At 62.9% G+C, this 15231-nt stretch carries 17 protein-coding genes and 1 pseudogene; 15 read left to right on the top strand and 3 right to left on the bottom strand.

The window, feature by feature from the left end; genetic code table 11:
- Positions 1-126 precede the first annotated feature (126 nt).
- Positions 127-363, top strand: coding sequence for a hypothetical protein (locus tag CXY82_RS16980; protein WP_146069044.1), 237 nt, complete (start codon positions 127-129; stop codon positions 361-363).
- Positions 364-999: 636 nt separating this feature from the next.
- Entirely contained in the window at positions 1000-1401 is a 402-nt protein-coding gene (locus tag CXY82_RS03605) for a GNAT family N-acetyltransferase (RefSeq protein ID WP_104169717.1), read from the top strand.
- A 64-nt stretch (positions 1402-1465) separates the two neighbouring features.
- On the opposite strand, the gene CXY82_RS03600 is transcribed toward CXY82_RS03605, so the two are convergent.
- Positions 1466-2662: a Fic family protein gene (locus CXY82_RS03600; RefSeq protein WP_104169716.1), complete on the bottom strand. Its 1197-nt coding sequence runs from the start codon at positions 2660-2662 to the stop codon at positions 1466-1468.
- A 719-nt stretch (positions 2663-3381) separates the two neighbouring features.
- Here CXY82_RS03600 and CXY82_RS03595 point away from each other — a divergent pair.
- From CXY82_RS03595 to CXY82_RS17230, 4 genes are all read left to right on the top strand, one after another.
- Positions 3382-3912, top strand: coding sequence for a phosphotransferase (locus CXY82_RS03595; protein WP_233199188.1), 531 nt, complete (start codon positions 3382-3384; stop codon positions 3910-3912).
- Complete coding sequence (locus tag CXY82_RS03590) at positions 3909-4502, top strand: GNAT family N-acetyltransferase (protein WP_104169715.1); 594 nt, start codon at positions 3909-3911, stop codon at positions 4500-4502. The genes CXY82_RS03595 and CXY82_RS03590 overlap by 4 nt, the downstream gene beginning before the upstream one ends.
- 1136 nt (positions 4503-5638) lie before the next feature.
- Positions 5639-5791, top strand: a complete 153-nt coding sequence (locus CXY82_RS17235; protein ID WP_158252122.1) for a hypothetical protein — start codon at positions 5639-5641, stop codon at positions 5789-5791.
- 93 nt (positions 5792-5884) lie between these two features.
- Positions 5885-6046 carry a hypothetical protein gene (locus CXY82_RS17230; protein ID WP_158252121.1) on the top strand — a complete coding sequence of 54 codons (162 nt, stop codon included), beginning with the start codon at positions 5885-5887 and terminating at the stop codon, positions 6044-6046.
- Positions 6047-6109: 63 nt separating this feature from the next.
- On the opposite strand, the gene CXY82_RS03585 is transcribed toward CXY82_RS17230, so the two are convergent.
- Positions 6110-8338 (bottom strand): malate synthase G, encoded by a 2229-nt coding sequence (locus CXY82_RS03585; RefSeq protein WP_104169714.1) that lies wholly within the window; start codon positions 8336-8338, stop codon positions 6110-6112.
- 188 nt (positions 8339-8526) lie between these two features.
- On the opposite strand from CXY82_RS03585, the gene CXY82_RS03580 reads away from it, so the two are divergent.
- The 9 genes from CXY82_RS03580 (at position 8527) to CXY82_RS03535 (ending at position 14969) form a co-directional block, all read left to right on the top strand.
- On the top strand, positions 8527-9879 hold the full coding sequence (locus CXY82_RS03580; RefSeq protein ID WP_104169713.1) for an MFS transporter: 1353 nt from the start codon (positions 8527-8529) through the stop codon (positions 9877-9879).
- Positions 9880-10193: 314 nt separating this feature from the next.
- Positions 10194-10772, top strand: a complete 579-nt coding sequence (locus tag CXY82_RS17525; protein ID WP_199180875.1) for an alcohol dehydrogenase catalytic domain-containing protein — start codon at positions 10194-10196, stop codon at positions 10770-10772.
- Positions 10762-11082: a zinc-binding dehydrogenase gene (locus CXY82_RS17520; RefSeq protein WP_199180874.1), complete on the top strand. Its 321-nt coding sequence runs from the start codon at positions 10762-10764 to the stop codon at positions 11080-11082. The genes CXY82_RS17525 and CXY82_RS17520 overlap by 11 nt, the downstream gene beginning before the upstream one ends.
- A gap of 47 nt (positions 11083-11129) precedes the next feature.
- Positions 11130-11753, top strand: coding sequence for a helix-turn-helix domain-containing protein (locus CXY82_RS03565; RefSeq protein ID WP_370443675.1), 624 nt, complete (start codon positions 11130-11132; stop codon positions 11751-11753).
- Positions 11746-12483, top strand: a complete 738-nt coding sequence (locus CXY82_RS03560; RefSeq protein WP_104169711.1) for a B3/4 domain-containing protein — start codon at positions 11746-11748, stop codon at positions 12481-12483. Before CXY82_RS03565 ends, CXY82_RS03560 begins: the two co-directional genes overlap by 8 nt.
- Positions 12476-12748: a hypothetical protein gene (locus CXY82_RS17830; RefSeq protein WP_233194142.1), complete on the top strand. Its 273-nt coding sequence runs from the start codon at positions 12476-12478 to the stop codon at positions 12746-12748. Before CXY82_RS03560 ends, CXY82_RS17830 begins: the two co-directional genes overlap by 8 nt.
- Positions 12718-13611 carry a dihydrodipicolinate synthase family protein gene (locus tag CXY82_RS03550; protein WP_104169710.1) on the top strand — a complete coding sequence of 298 codons (894 nt, stop codon included), beginning with the start codon at positions 12718-12720 and terminating at the stop codon, positions 13609-13611. Before CXY82_RS17830 ends, CXY82_RS03550 begins: the two co-directional genes overlap by 31 nt.
- Positions 13612-14123: 512 nt before the next feature.
- A complete protein-coding gene (locus CXY82_RS03540; protein ID WP_104169709.1) occupies positions 14124-14357 on the top strand; it encodes a hypothetical protein in 234 nt (77 codons plus the stop codon).
- Positions 14358-14579: 222 nt separating this feature from the next.
- Positions 14580-14969: a hypothetical protein gene (locus tag CXY82_RS03535; protein WP_104169708.1), complete on the top strand. Its 390-nt coding sequence runs from the start codon at positions 14580-14582 to the stop codon at positions 14967-14969.
- On the opposite strand, the pseudogene CXY82_RS17825 reads toward CXY82_RS03535, so the two are convergent.
- Positions 14946-15231 (bottom strand): annotated as a pseudogene (locus tag CXY82_RS17825) (HNH endonuclease); the annotation flags it as partial. The gene CXY82_RS03535 and the pseudogene CXY82_RS17825 overlap by 24 nt on opposite strands.

Below are 15231 nucleotides of genomic sequence, written 5' to 3'. Positions count from 1 at the left end.
GCCTACCCTCCTGGGCCGCGGGGTCGATGGGCGCCTACCTAGTGTCAGTCGCCGGGCTCATTGCGGCAGTGTCCGTGGTGCGCGCCTTCGAACTGGGNGGGCGGCGGGACGGCCGCACCCGAAGCGATGGTTCTGCTCATCGTGGTTCTGACGTTGCCGTTATCTACTGCTTACTATGTCGTCGGTTCACTGGGTTCATCGCAAATGTCCGGGCCAGCAGAATTCGCCGTCGAAGCATTGACCATGAGCGCGGCGTTGTACTACCTGGGATTCTTCCTCTTGGCTGCGATCAACGCTGCCATCTTCAGATGGATAGTGATCAGCACACGCCGACGGCGGGCAGAAGCTCAGTCTGATTCCTGACGGTCGACCGACGCGCTAAGGCCCGTGGATCCAGCGCGAAGCAGTGGCCTGGCGAGGACAAGCCCGCAAACCAGGCCAGCGAGGGCAACAGGGAAAGCCACCAAGGCGCTGAGGTGCGGGAGCAGAGAACCTCCAAAAAACAAGGTGAGGCCGCCGACAAGGACAGCCGGGGCTGCGACGAGGGCGCAGGACCAGATGGGGGCGTGCATCGACCGAGCCCAGACCGCGGCAGCGAAAAGGGCGACCGAACCCACGAGAATGAGAATCTTCCCCACACGATCGCGTTCAAGAGCCCCACCGGTTGGCTCAAAATAAAACGCATTATCGAGACCTGTCCCCAACAGGACCAGCCCGACGAGGATGAGCGCGGACCATGCGACCAGGGCGGCAACCCAGAGTGAGAGGCGGACCCAACTGGCTGTCATCGCTCCACTCATTTCTGTTGCAGTCATGTGCGGAACGTGAAATGCGCTTTTTTGAAAGCCGCAGGTCGTCGAGTGTCACCTCGTCAGGTTCCCGCCCAACTGGACGCGTCGACCGCGTGAGGCCCGACCCTACTGTTCAGAATCGCTATCCGCACCGCCCCATTCGGGGAAGAAGCCTCGGCGTTGACCGACGCTTTGGTCTGACGATCGCGTGCAGAAGTGTCGCCCATGGGACGAATCTGACACCGGGCACCTGCTTCGCGCCTTCGGTGCCAACGATGACCTCGCAACCCAGGTCGGCGACACCGACCTGTCAACGCTCGAGCGCTGCCAGGAATTCATCGCACTTCAGCTCGCCCCATCCAGCCCGTCCGTGCGCAACTTCGCAATCAGCGTCGACGGCAAGGCTGTCGGCAACGTGGGCATCGGAAACATGGAGCATCGACACGACACCGGTAGGGTCTACTACTGGGTGTCCGCCGAGGCCCGAGGCCAAGGCCTCGCCTCACGCTCCCTCGCCTCGGCTACCGCTGGGCATTTGAAAGGCGCGACTTGCTCCGGCTCGAGCTCAAGCACAGGGTCAACAACCCGGCGTCCTGCATCGTCGCACTGAAAGTGGGATTCAATATCGCAATCTCCCAGCGGGCTGCTGGAAGGTTGATGCGGAGACCGTTCTGCTATCGGCGTCTCTTTGCTCGGGCGGCGAACTCGTCAAGGACTTGAACGACGTCCTTGGCTAGCCAAATTCGATTTCGTCGTCCGTCTGTGATTTGGGTCAAAATGTTGGCGTCAACAAGGCGATCGATAGCGACCTGGGCATTGACGCTCGAAATACCGAGCTGAGCTGCGGCTGCGGCTGCGCCGATCACGGGTTGCCGAAGCAGAATACCCACGAGCCGGTGTACCGCTGAATCTCGTCTCGCGCTGATGCGCCCGCGCCACTCCACCTGCACGCTTTCCAGGTCAGCCACAAGGATTCGACCATTGTGCACCGCCGCGAACGACGCCTCCGCGATGGAACGGATGATCGGGGCGACATCCCCGGACCGGTACGCGCTCAGGGCATCGAAATATCGACCGGTGTCGTGAAGCAGCCCCGCGGAGACCGGAACAGCAACGTTTTGAGTGAGCCCTCCAGAACGCAGCATCGCCTGGATGAGTGCGCGACCGACCCTTCCATTTCCGTCGGGGAACGGATGGATTGTTTCAAATTGCGCATGAGCGATCGCGGTCTGGGCAAGCACGGGAAGATCAACTCGATTGGCGAAGGCAACAAGGTCGTCCATGAGCGCGGGGACGCGGTCCTGATGGGGCGGGACAAACTGTGCGGTGTGCGGCCCAAAACTCCCGCCACCGATCCAGACCTGCTGGTCACGCCAGTGACCGACGATGTCAGGATTGCTTTGCTCAAGGAGAGCGCGATGCATCTCCAGGATGGCGTTGCCGTCGATCGACTCAGACAGGGCAAGTGCCGCTTGCATCGCTCGGACGTTGCCGACGATGAGCTGCGCATTCTTCGAGGCGTGCTCACCGAGCTCCGCCAAGGCGATCTGCCGAGCGCCGCTCGTGAAGTTCTCAATTTCGGAGCTGGAGGCACTCTCGGTTCGAAGGAGAATGGACGCAAATGGTGCAGCGATTTGCCCCACTTCTGCATCGAAGCGGGCAAGCTCGCTGGCTGCCTCTTCAGTCAGCGCATGCATCTCGCTGTCGAACGGTATGTCGAGATCAGAGATCAACGCGGGCACCGACGCCAAGTACGGACCTGACGCCAGACGCTTCTGGGTTCGTAGGCCATACTCGTCCTGGACGCTTCGCCACGGCCGTTCTTCACAGCCGATCAACGGCCAGACCGACTTCTTCTCAAACATGGACATGTATCAAGTATACCAATGCTTATTAGCATATCCATAGTTACGGATTCACTCTATTCTGACTTATTCCACTCGACTGCTCCGAAACCTTGCGAAACGCACTTTCCGAAGCCAAAGAGAAGTCAGTGAAGTGCAGCGCTAGCTGGCGGTGAATTCGCATCGCTCAATGGCGTGAATGAACGGGTGAGCACATAGGGGTTCTCGATCCGATCAACAGATCATTCTGACTGGCGTGAAATTCGTGACCTGTGCTCGGAGATGATTCGCGAGACGCCGACCGGTTGACTCTCCCTGTGCACGAGAACGCGCGCGCGCGACGGGCGTCCGAAAGTCGGGGCTTCGCGGCCACCGGGTACCGTGTCCCATACAACCTCGACACCAGCAGGAGCGAACTGAAAATGGTCAAGAAGCTCTAACGCTCAATTGCCACCTTTTCGGTGGTACTGGCGACGTTGGCCGGGCTCGCTCACGTCCAGGGTTCCGCTTGCAGCCTTTAGGTTTGTGGGATGGATGAAGAGGTTCTGGCCGGGGGAAACTCGAGCATTGTCGTGCGGGTAGGCGACACCGTTCACCGCCCCGCCGGTCCTTGGACTCCCGCGGTCCATCAACTTCTGAGCACACTCCGCGCGGCGGGAGTGACGGAAGTACCTGAGCCCTTGGGCCTGGACGAGCAGGGCCGCGAAGTGCTCTCTTAACTTCCGGGAATCGTCGGCCACCACCCAATGCCCGGCTGGATCTGGTCGCCCAAGATCCTGCACGAGGCCGGGTCCTTGCTCCGAAGGGTGCATGACGCCAGCGCGCCCCTCGCGCACTCGGCCGCCATATGGCAGCTGCCTGCGCATCAGCCAATCGAGGTGGTGTGCCTGAACGACATCGCACCGTACAACATGGTCTTCCAAGACGGGCACATCACGGGTCTGATCGACGTCGATATGGCCTCCCCCGGGCCTCGGATTTGGGACCTCGCGTACCTCGCATATCGGCTCGTCCCGCTCGGCGGGTACGCAGACCATGACGCTCCGGACTGGGATGCTCGCCTCGGCCGGCTCGATGCGCTCATCCGTGCGTACGGCTCTGAGTTCGATCAGGCTGCTGTGCTCCGTGCGGCAGCGCACCGGATGGAGGATCTTGCCGTTTTCAAGGATCAACGTGCCGCCGACACAAGTCGCAATGATTTCGTGGAGCATGCCGCACTATACCGACGTGATCGCGACCGACTTTTTGATATGATCGCAAGCCTGCAGGCCTCATGAACGCGGATATCCAGGTAGTCCAAGTCAACGATCCACGCCTGCAGCATCTAACCGCGGCGGGGTACGTTGTTGTCGGCGAATCGTGGGGTGCCCGCCTGCGCCTGAGCGATCCAGCCATCCTGATAGTACTGAAAGCGGCCGTCGTCGCGGCAACGGACCAAGGATTCCTGATCGAGGAACTCGATGCCAGCTGGGCGCCTCAGGTCACAGCACTCGAAGCCGTGAACCACGCCGACTACCCGTACACGCCAGCGACATCCGTGCCGCGCCGCAACGAGTCCGACGTACTCGAACTATGGGAATCCGGGCGCCGCTTTTTTGGCGCCATCAATGACGGGCAACTCGTTGCCATCAGCGTCATCAGCCTGATGGCTGCGCGCGCAGAAACCGAATTCACGTCCGTCCACCGTTCCTACCGCCGCAGAGGGCTCGCCGTTGCCGTCAAGGCCGCATCGATCACGGCGTTGGCCGACGAAGGCGTCAGGATCTTCGGCACGGGTGGCGCTCAAATCAACGCCGGCAGCATCCGCATGAATGAACATCTCGGCTATGCCATCGAAGAACGCTGGCTCAGCCTCACGATGCCGTGAAAGCACAAGAACACCCGCCCGGAAGAGGTTTCCGAATGCCACTCTTCCGGGACTTCGGAATCTCGGCAAATTGGTGCCGAGCCTGGGTCCATAGGCGTCCGACGAACGAGTCTGTCGTCAGGGCAGTTCACCTTGAAGTCACAACGCGGAAAGCGTCAGGTAGCCAGGCCTCGAAGTACGGGCGCCTGCTCGGTTGCCAGAAGTTCTGTGCAGGTCGAAGGAACCAAAAGGTGCCACCGTCGGCGCGGCCGCGCGAGCCGCCCAATATGCCACTTCGATAGTGAACTTCACCGCAGGTACTAAATGGAGCGCTGGCCGATAGCCGCGGCGGGTTCCAGGAGTCACTGGTCATCCACTCAGGGCACTTGGAGGCGCCTGGTAAATCCATTCCGCGCGACCGTTCTTGCGCGTACCATTCGATGCATCGCTAGACCGTGACCGGCGTGCCATGCTTGCCCGCGCGGAGCTATCCCAAAAGAGTGCACCATGCGTGCAACCAGCGACAACAACAGGCGTCCCGCATCGGAGAAAAACGGCGGTTGGGAACATAAATCGGTCAGCATTGCGCTCAGGTGGGATAGCGGTTATCGTCGCCGGGCGGTCAGGCATCGCGATGTTTACCCTTGAGCTGATGGGACCGGTTCTCGGTTTCGATGACACCGACAATCCCGCAGTGAGCCTCCATTATCTGCGCCAGTATCCGCAGTTTTACGCTTTGGCGGCGGTCGCAGTGTTTATCATGGCACTCGCGTACATCGTGGCGAGTTTCGCTATCTCAGATGTGCTTACGCCACGCACGAGTATGATCACGCGCCGAAGCCTGAGCGCGCTCGGACTTTTCGCGGCTGCGTTCTTGTTCATGCACGGGGTCTTGCGCGAGTCGGTGGGGCCGTTGCTCTACATCGACTCGGTCAATAGGGGATGGGGCGAGTCCGCATACCTCACCATTCAGATGTTGGGAACCCATGGTTTCCTTGCGGCGGGCCTCATTACGCTCGCTGTCTGGTCCGTGGGTATCTGTCTGGTCCGTGGGTATCTGTGTGGCCGGGGCTCACTCCAGCCCCCTTCCGATCTGGTTATGTGTCTTGGGATTAGTCGCAGGCCTCCGTCTCGTGATGCTCAATGCTGGGCCATTGATGACGGCAGCAGCGATCGACCTGCCCGGGATCTGGCTCGCCTCCATGGCACTGATCCCTCTGGGAATGCTTCGGTGGCTGACCCTCGGCGTGGTGCTGCTTGTCAAGTCCCGCCGCAATCACGAGCAGCCACCTGTCAATTCAGCACAGTGAACCACACCGAGTAGATGCGTAATGAAACCTGTATGACGACAGCACGAGAATCACCCCGGCATACGATACCGTGCCGCAAACTCATCAGGGGAAGTGCGCTCACCTCGTTCCATCGTCACCTCAGCGCTCGAGGCAGTGGACGTGTTCGTCCGTTCGGAGGGGCACGCCCCGAGCGCCTATGCCGAATTTCGGGACGACATCGCGAGGTTCACCAGCAACCTGCTCGATGGACGCCCAACCGGCGGCATCAAGTAGGTCCCGCCGGGAAGGTATGCCACCGGCGGCTGCCGCACTGCAACCCGCCCGCATGAGGTTCCGTTAGAGCAAATGACGCGCGGGAGCCTGACGCTTCTTTGCCCTCCGGACCTGGTGGAGGATCGGCTCGGTGTATCCGTTGGGTGAGGATGCACCGTCGATGATGAGTCGGCGGGCGGCCCGAAACGCGAGCCCAGGCCCGGTTCTGCCGATCAGCGCTTCATAGGTCGGGTCATCGGAATTCTGTGCATCGACGACCGCCGCCAGTCGCCCGAGGCTGGCGTCGACATCCGTCTTGCTGATGACGCCGTGGGTGAGCCAGTTCGCGAGGAGTTGACTGGAAATGCGCAGCGTCGCACGGTCCTCCATGAGCCCCACGCCGTGAATGTCCGGAACCTTGGAACACCCGACCCCCTGATCGACCCATCGAACGACGTAGCCGAGGATCGACTGAACGTTGTTGTTCAGCTCGGTCAGGCGCTCCTCATCGCTGAGGTCTCGCTCGGAGAGAGGGAGGACGAGAATCGGGTCCAGGGCCTGGCCTGTCCGCCCGGCCAGTTCGTGTTGACGGGCGGCCACGTCGACCTCGTGATAGTGGATCGCATGCAGCGTCGCCGCTGTGGGAGACGGGACCCAGGCTGTGGTTGCACCGGAACGGGGGTGCGAAATCTTCTGCTCGAGCATGTCGTGCATGAGATCGGGCATGGCCCACATGCCCTTGCCGATCTGGGCACGGCCGGGAAAGCCCGCCGCGAGACCGGCGTCGACGTTCGCGTTCTCGTAGGCAGCCATGAAGGTCATGGAACGTATCGAGCTCTTGGTGGCCACTGGCCCGGCGTGCATGGAGGTGTGGATCTCGTCGCCCGTGCGATCGAGGAATCCCGTGTTGATGAAGACGATTCGCTCGGCGGCAACGGCGATACAGGCCCGCAAGTTGAGCGTCGTTCGCCGTTCTTCGTCCATGATCCCGATCTTCACGGTGAGTGGGGGCAGGCCGAGGAGCTGCTCCACCCGGGCGAACAGGTCGACGGTGAACGCGACCTCGTGGGGGCCGTGCATTTTCGGCTTGACGATGTACACCGAGCCGGTGCGTGAGTTGCCGCCGCGGGCCTCGCCGACGAGGTCGGGGAACGAACCGAGAACGGTCAGCACCGCGTCGAGGATTCCTTCGAACACCTCGGCGCCGGACGCATCCCGCACGGTGTCGGTCTGCATCAGGTGCCCGACGTTGCGCACCAGCAGCAGGCTTCGGCCGTGCAGCGTCAACTCGCCGCCGGTAGGAACGGTGTAGACGCGGTCGCCGTTCATGGTGCGCATGAAGACGCCGGCGCCCTTCCTGACGGTCTCATTCAGTGTGCCGCGCATGAGTTCGCGCCAGTTGCGGTAGCCGAGTACCTTGTCGTCGGCGTCGACTGCGGCAACCGAGTCTTCGAGGTCCATGATCGTGGTGACAGCGGACTCGAGCACGATGTCCTGGATGCCCGCGCTGTCCGTGGCCCCGATAGGTGCGGTCCGATCAATGATCACGTCGAGGTGCAGTCCGTGATGTCGGAAGAGCACGGACGACGGTTCCAACGCCTCTCCCCTGTAGCCGACCAGCGCCGAGGGCGACTCCAGGACAGCGGATGATCCGTCTTTCAAAGCCACGACCAGCGCACCGTTCTCGACTCGGTAAGCGACGGCATCAGCGTGCGAGCCCCGTTCGAGTGGGATGGCCTGGTCAAGCAGAGCCCGTCCGCGCGCGATCACCCGTCCGCCGCGGACGGCGTTGTAGGAATCCGCCCGGGACGCACCGCCGTCATCGGATATCGCGTCAGTGCCGTACAGCGCGTCGTAAAGCGAACCCCAGCGGGCGTTCGCCGCGTTGACAGCGAACCGCGCGTTGAGCAGCGGAACGACAAGCTGGGGTCCCGCCTGCGACGCGATCTCCGCATCGACGTTCGAGGTGGTGATGGTGAAGTCCCCGGGTTCGGGCGCGAGGTACCCGATCCTGGTGAGGAAAGCACGGTACTCGCCCGGGTCAGGCTGGCCGGGGTTAGCCCGGTGAAAGGCATCGATCTGGGCCTGCAGGTCATCCCTGATGCCGAGCAACTCAGTGTTCCGGGGAGTGAGGTCGCTGATCAGCGTGCTCAGCCCAAGCCAAAAGGCGTCCGCGGTGATGCCGGTTCCCTGCAGCGCCTCGTTCTCGACGAACGCGGCGAATGAGGAGGCGACATCGAGATCTGCTCGTTCGACGCGGGCGGAGAGGCCAGTAGTAGGCGCTGGGACGGATGCTGTGGTGGGTGTGTTCATCGTTGAACTCCTTGGGCTAGTGCGGGTACGCCCGCTCGGCCGACTGTGTCTGGCCAGTCTCGCACCCCGGCGCCGCCGCTCCATGACACACTCACGTCGGGCAGGTCTCGTGCAATAGGGTTCAATTATCCGGCAGACGCTTCACCCTCAGTTCGCCGCCTGGTCACAAACGCTGAATTGGGAACCTGATGTCTGAAGTTCGCGCACGCCCCAGTCGATCCGAGCGATTGGATGCGCTGCCGTTCACCCGGGAGCACCGCCGTGTGCTTGTGGGTTCCGGCCTGGGCTGGGCTCTGGATGCGATGGACGTTGGACTCATTTCTTTCGTTCTCGCACAATTGGCGGTGCAATGGCAAGTCTCCGACGCGGAGCTGTCCTGGATCGCATCCGCCGGGTTCGTCGGTATGGCCATTGGTGCAGTTCTCGGTGGTTTGCTGGCCGACCGTATCGGCCGACGCCAGGTTTTCGCTCTCACCCTTCTCGTTTATGGTCTCGCGACGGGAGCGTCGGCACTGTCCGAGACTGTGGCCGTACTCATTGCATGGCGATTTATCGTGGGGCTCGGTCTTGGCGGTGAGCTCCCGGTCGCTTCGACGCTCGTGAGCGAGTTCGCGCCTCCACGAATTCGCGGCCGCATCATCGTCATCCTCGAATCCTTCTGGGCCATTGGCTGGACCGTTTCCGCAGTCATCGGGTACCTGGTCGTACCGTCATCGGCCGACGGCTGGCGCTGGGCACTGGCTGTCGGAGCGGTTCCGGCCGTGTACGCGGTGGTCGTGCGCCTTCGGCTGCCGGAATCGGTTCGCTTCCTCGAGTCGCGTGGCCGCCTCTCTGAGGCGGAGTCGACCGTCCGACGTTTCGAAAAGTCCGCCGGAATCACCGCCGGACCCTATGATTCTGCGTGCCCCACAAAGACAGGTGAGGGGCCGATCAAAACCGGTTCCCGGACACGCGTCACCGCGCTGTGGTCGCGCGGCCTGCGTCGCCGAACCGGTGCGCTGTGGCTGGTCTGGTTCTGCGTGAACTTCTCCTACTATGGCGCCTTCATCTGGCTTCCGACCATCCTGGTCGCGTCGGGATACTCGCTCGTTCGCTCCTTCGCGTACACGCTGATCATCACCGTGGCCCAACTGCCGGGTTATGCCGCTTCGGCGTACCTTATCGAGCGTTGGGGACGGCGCAGGACACTGGCCGTATTCCTTGCCGGCTCGGCACTTGCGGCGGCGTTATTCGCGGTAGCCGGCGATGCCACCCAGGTGATCGGTGCCGGCATGCTGCTTTCCTTTTTTAACCTGGGTGCGTGGGGAGCGCTCTACGCAATGACCCCGGAGCTGTACCCGACCCGCATCCGTGCCACCGGGGCCGGCTGGGCAGCCGGCGTTGGTCGGATCGCCGCGATCCTGGCTCCGCTGGCCGTGCCGATGCTACGCGAGGTGGGCGGGACCGCACTTCTTTTCACGGTCTTCGCAATGTTCTTCGTGGTCGCTGCACTCGGCGCTCTTGGACTCCCCGAGAAACGGGGCGAGGCTCTGGAGGACTGAAACGGCAGGAACGGTTGCGCGGGACACTGGGGTATGCCCGATCTGACTTTGCACGACGGCGGCGGTCGGTTTCCGTCTCCTCCTCGGTTTTCAAGTGGTAGAGGTTGCCGAAGAACGCGTCGAACCCGTGCACGGTGGGCAGGAACTCGTTCTGTGAAGGCGATGCCCTCGTTGGCAACCCGAAATATGGATGAGATTGTTCGGCTTGGTGTTGGCCTAGTCCAACACCGCGAAACCGGGGAATCTGAAGTGTCTCGCAGGGCTTCGGCGGAACCCACTTCACGAAAGCCTGCTGACACTGGCAGGCTTGAAGGATGAATAACGTGATGACGGCAGCCGTACTGACGAGATTCGGTGGCACCGAAGCATTGGAATTGCACCACGATTGGCTCCGGCCGCGGCCGCAGGACCACCAGGTGCTGGTGAAAGTAACAGCGGCTGCCGTCAACAACACAGACATTTGGACGCGCCAGGGAGCATATGGGTTGTCGGAAGATCCCACGGCGCAGGCCGGCTGGCTGGGTTCGTTTGATTTTCCGCGCATTCAGGGTGGGGATATCACCGGCATTGTCGTCGAGGTGGGTCATGGTGTGACCGAAGAACTGTTGAGTCGCCGGGTGCTCGTGGACCCGGCTATCTACGGATGCGAAAGCGAGAATGCGTCTCCGGTGGGGTACCTGGGCAGCGAGGCCGATGGCGGGTTCGCGCAGTACGTCGCCGTGGATGCCACTCATGCTCATGACGTGCAGGATTCCCCGCTATCGGATGTGCAGCTGGCGTGCCTGCCTGTGGCATTCGGCACCGCGATCGGAATGCTCGAACGCGCCAACGTGCGAGGCGGCGAAACCGTGCTCGTGACGGGAGCATCCGGCGGGGTTGGACGTGGTTGCTGACATCGCCGGTGGACCGGGGGTCTCCACCATGATGCCGATGCTTCGGGACAACGGGTGCTGGGTGATCGCGGGTGCTGTGGCGGGGCCGGTGATCGACTTCGACCTCCGCCGCCTCTATCTTCACAATGTGCAGCTGATCGGATCCTCGATGCACACCCGGGTTCATTTTCGTCGGCTCGTCGAGCTTGCACGCGGCGGGCAGGTCAGTCCTCAGGTCAGCAGCACGTTTGCCCTGACCGAGATCGCCGAAGCCCAAACGGAGTTCTCCGAGCGACGACACATCGGCAAGATCGTCATCCTCCCCCACTGAGACCAACTGTTGGTACCCGAGGGAAAACTCTGATTGATGCACTAATAGTGCACTATCGTGCACTTGTGGAAAAAAGTGCTGCGGAACTTGCGACCGCCATCGGTGTACGCGTCAAACACGAACGCCAACAACGTCGGTGGACTCTTGACCAGCTGGCGGAAGGAACCGGGGTGAGTCGCCGAATGCTGGTCAACATCGAGCAGGGTGCCGCGAACCCGAGCGTAGGGACACTGCTCCGGATCAGTGGCGCCCTCGGCGTGGGCCTCCCCGATCTGGTCGAACCGCCCCGATCGAAGCCGATGAAAGTCATCCGAAGGGGCAAGGGCGCGGTGCTGTGGACCGGCGCGCACGGCGGGCGCGGAGCGCTCGTCGCGGTGACTATTCCGCCGCACGTCGTCGAACTGTGGGACTGGACCCTCGAAGCAGGCGATCGACATGTGAGTGAACCGCATACGGCCGGCACGAAAAAGCTCGTGCAGGTGCACATGGGAACGATCTCGATTTCGTCGGGAGAACAGACGATCACGCTCAACGATCGCGACGCGCTCTCCTTCCCCGGCGACGTAGCCCATTCCTACGTCAACGCCGGCCCGCACGCAGCAAGATTCTCACTGACAGTGTTTGACCCGGGCGTCGGCTCGGCTACCCGAACGGAACGCGTTGATGCCTGAGCAGACGGCCTTGAACACGTTCCTCGACGCCGCCCGAGTCGACGATGACGTCTTTGCGTTACGGCCCGACTACCGGGCGGTGTTGGTCGCTGTCGATGGACTCGAGCCCGGCCCGAGTGATGAGGCAAGCGAGGCGCTGCTCCTCGCGGCGGAAGAGGCCGCCCGCTCCACTCTCCAGCAACAGGCTGTCGAGGAGGTTCCGCACATTGCCGCGTGGCGCCAGGCGTACCGGGCGTTCGGTGCGAAGCCGCAGCGCACCCGCAACAGTCTGGAGGCGCTCATGCGCCGCGCGGCATCCGGGCTGCCCCGTGTGAATCGACTCACGGACCTGTACAACGCAATCTCGATTCTGCACGTGGTGCCGCTCGGCGGGGAGGACCTGGCGCACTACGTCGGAGCACCACGCCTGATCCGCGCAACCGGGTCGGAACCTTTCGAGATCATGTCCGAGGGCACATCCGTGACTGAGCATCCCGACGCCGGGGAGGTCGTGTGGACCGACGCGGGCGGTGTGACGTGTCGACGCTGGAACTGGCGTCAAGCACGTCACACCCAGCTCACCGACACCACCACCAGCGCCCTGTTCATCCTCGACGCACTCGAACCGCTCGACGACGACGCACTATTGGCAGCAGCTCGGGAGCTCGAGCGGGAGCTCACTCGTCTCGGCTCGGACGTTCAGGTCGCGCAGCGCCGGCTCGGAGCAAACGCACTGTCCGGAAATGCCTGACATGAACCAACGCAGCATCCCGATTCCCGCCTCGGCGCTTGCTGTCACGGCCATGCTGTCTGTTCAGCTCGGCTCGGCGCTCTCCGTCGACCTGATCGCGACAGTCGGTGCTGCCGGAACGGCGTGGTTGCGCCTCATGGCCGGAGCGATCATCTTCGTCGTTCTCGCCGGAGCCGCCGCACAACGGGATGCACCGCGTGTTCCCGCACCCGTGTCCCAGACAGGAGCCCCCACATGTTCACCGGACTCAACGCCTTCCCGCTGACACCCCTCTGCGACGACGTGTTCCAGCAGGATGCGTATGCACGTCTCGTGACGCGGCTGAGCACCGCCGGCGTCGACTCGATCACCGCGCTCGGCTCCACTGGTTCCCATGCCTACCTCGACCGTGAGGAGCGCCGCCTCGTCGCTGACACCGCCGTTCAGGCTGCGGGGAGCACCCCCGTGATGGTCGGCATCGGCGCGCTGCGCACCTCTCGAGTGCAAGCACTGGCCGAGGACGCCCAGAACGCGGGGGCATCCGGCGTGCTCCTTGCCCCTATGTCGTATCAGACACTCACCGAGGACGACGTGTTCGGCCTCTACGAAGACGTCACGGCGGGGCTCTCCGTTCCGCTTGTGGTGTACGACAACCCGGGCACAACCCACTTCACCTTCTCCGACGAACTGTACGCACGCATCGGGACCCTGCCGAACGTGACGTCGATCAAGATTCCAGGCCTTCCCACCGTTCCCGATGAAGCACGGGCCCGTGTCGACGCGATTCGCTCGCTCGTTCCCGAGCACGTCACCGTCGGGATCTCTGGGGACAGCGCGGCCGCGACCGGGCTCAATGCGGGATGCGAGGTTTGGTACTCGGTGATCGGCGGCACACTCCCCGCACTGGCCCTCACGATCACCCGCGCAGCACAAGCAGGAGATACCGCTGCGGCCGACGCTGAATCGCAGCGTCTGCAGCCGCTCTGGGAGATGTTCGCCGCTCACGGCAGTCTGCGAGTGACGGCCACGATCGCGGAACACCTGGGGCTCGTTCCTCCCGCCTCGCTGCCGCGCCCCATCCGCGGCCTGAAAGTGGCAGCACGCACGCGAGTCGCCCACCTCGTCGAGGATCTCGACTTACGAAACTGACGACCGTGACGATGCGCCTCGGGCTCTTCGCCGCCATCCGAACCGAACAGGTGGATGAATCTTGGACTTCAGAATCGGAGATCGCCGCGCGGCATCACCACGATGAGGAAAGTTGCGATCGGCACAAGGACAAGGGATAACAACCACCAGAGCAGTCAACCGCGTCCTTTCAACTCAGCAAGCCCTGCATTCACGAGTGTCAGCGCAAACCAGCACCCGCCGATCGTTGCCTCATTACCCAAGTCCATGCACTCATGCTCGCAGACGCCCGGCCGCGTTCGGCGATCAGACACCGGAGGGATGGGTCCGGGTGAGCGATTTTCTCATCATGAGCCCTAATGCGCACCACGCGTCAACCTCACCGGTTTTTGGGTGCCCGGGCAAGGTCCGTGAGTAGTCTCAACGCATGATTGGGTTGGGTGAGTTCGTCATCGGCTTGCTCGCCCTGATCGGCGTCACGGTGGTCGCGGTCGGCACCATTTCTGCCGACGATCGTCGGCGCATCCGATCTGATGTTGATCTTCGCCGGGGATGGGCTACTCACGCGGCTCGACGGTGGAATCCTGCTACTCGTCGGCGTCGTCTACACCGTGCTCATAGTGCGTGCCGCTCGCCGTGAGGCCGCCGTCGTTCGCACCGAGTCCGCCCGCGAGTACGGCATCACGAAACGAGAGATCGCCTCCACCGCACAGCTGGTGCGCGACGTGCTCTGCTCGTCGTTCGGACCTGACAAGACAACGGGATGACCCGGTCTGTCACGCCCGACCAGCAAGCGTGTGGACAGGCTAGCGGCCGACTCGTGGGACGATGCCGTTGTGCGGATTGATGAGGCTCAGGCGCACGTTCGACGTGTCTACCGCGGCGGCTTCGTCGGTCAATTGGTTTCAGGAATACTGTGGCTGATCGCGGCGGCCGTGGCGACTTGATTGTCGCCATGCGCATCGATCGCAACGCTGTTCCTGGGTGGGATGCTGATTTTTCCCCTGACGACGCTCACGCTTCGAACCGCCGGCGGGCCAGCGGCATTGCCCAAGGGCCATCCGATGGCGGCGCTCGCGACGCAGATCGCATTCACCGTCCCTTCGGGCATGCTCGTGACCGTTGCCCTGGGACTGACCGAACCGAACCTGTTCTTCCCGGCAAGCATGATCATCGTCGGTGCGCATTATCTGCCGTTCGTTTTCCTTTACGGGATGCGTCTCTTCGCCGTGCTCGCCGGACTACTGATCCTGGTCGGAACAATGCTTCTCCTGTGGCTACCGGTGGGCGCTCCGCCCGGCGGATGGTTCGCGGGTGCACTCCTGGTCGGTTTCGCGTATCTGCCGCGCGCGTCCTCAGAACGGCGTGGGCACCCCTGACTGGGCATCCCGGCCGGGTGGGGCGGGCGACGGTGTGGTCGACACCGAGCGGATGACCGTGGCCGGCTCACTCACGAACGTGCGCCCGGTCGGCGACGTCCACTCAAGCGTGCCGCCACCGAGGTGCAACACCCGCCACCCGGTCTCGCTCTTCAACGCATGACACGCCGGACACAGATGTGCGAGGTTGTCGTGCGCGGTCAGGCCGTCGAACTGCCAATCCAGGGAATGGTCCAGGTCGCAATGCGCCGCCGACCGGTTG

It is taken from the genome of Cryobacterium sp. M23 (genome assembly GCF_002929655.1).
Classification (GTDB): Bacteria; Actinomycetota; Actinomycetes; order Actinomycetales; family Microbacteriaceae; genus Cryobacterium; species Cryobacterium sandaracinum.
The sequence above is the reverse complement of the archived record's forward strand: the minus strand, read 5'-3'. Positions and strand labels throughout refer to the sequence as shown.

Bases quoted from the DNA above. Each gene is read 5' to 3' on its own strand.
- CXY82_RS16980 (WP_146069044.1), top strand. From the start codon at position 127: ATGGTTCTGCTCATCGTGGTTCTGACGTTGCCGTTATCTACTGCTTAC.
- CXY82_RS03600 (WP_104169716.1), bottom strand. From the start codon at position 2,662: ATGTCCATGTTTGAGAAGAAGTCGGTCTGGCCGTTGATCGGCTGTGAA.
- CXY82_RS03595 (WP_233199188.1), top strand. From the start codon at position 3,382: ATGCCCGGCTGGATCTGGTCGCCCAAGATCCTGCACGAGGCCGGGTCC.
- CXY82_RS03590 (WP_104169715.1), top strand. From the start codon at position 3,909: ATGAACGCGGATATCCAGGTAGTCCAAGTCAACGATCCACGCCTGCAG.
- CXY82_RS17235 (WP_158252122.1), top strand. From the start codon at position 5,639: ATGACGGCAGCAGCGATCGACCTGCCCGGGATCTGGCTCGCCTCCATG.
- CXY82_RS03585 (WP_104169714.1), bottom strand. From the start codon at position 8,338: ATGAACACACCCACCACAGCATCCGTCCCAGCGCCTACTACTGGCCTC.
- CXY82_RS03580 (WP_104169713.1), top strand. From the start codon at position 8,527: ATGTCTGAAGTTCGCGCACGCCCCAGTCGATCCGAGCGATTGGATGCG.
- CXY82_RS17525 (WP_199180875.1), top strand. From the start codon at position 10,194: ATGAATAACGTGATGACGGCAGCCGTACTGACGAGATTCGGTGGCACC.
- CXY82_RS03560 (WP_104169711.1), top strand. From the start codon at position 11,746: ATGCCTGAGCAGACGGCCTTGAACACGTTCCTCGACGCCGCCCGAGTC.
- CXY82_RS17830 (WP_233194142.1), top strand. From the start codon at position 12,476: ATGCCTGACATGAACCAACGCAGCATCCCGATTCCCGCCTCGGCGCTT.
- CXY82_RS03550 (WP_104169710.1), top strand. From the start codon at position 12,718: ATGTTCACCGGACTCAACGCCTTCCCGCTGACACCCCTCTGCGACGAC.
- CXY82_RS03540 (WP_104169709.1), top strand. From the start codon at position 14,124: ATGTTGATCTTCGCCGGGGATGGGCTACTCACGCGGCTCGACGGTGGA.
- CXY82_RS03535 (WP_104169708.1), top strand. From the start codon at position 14,580: ATGCTGATTTTTCCCCTGACGACGCTCACGCTTCGAACCGCCGGCGGG.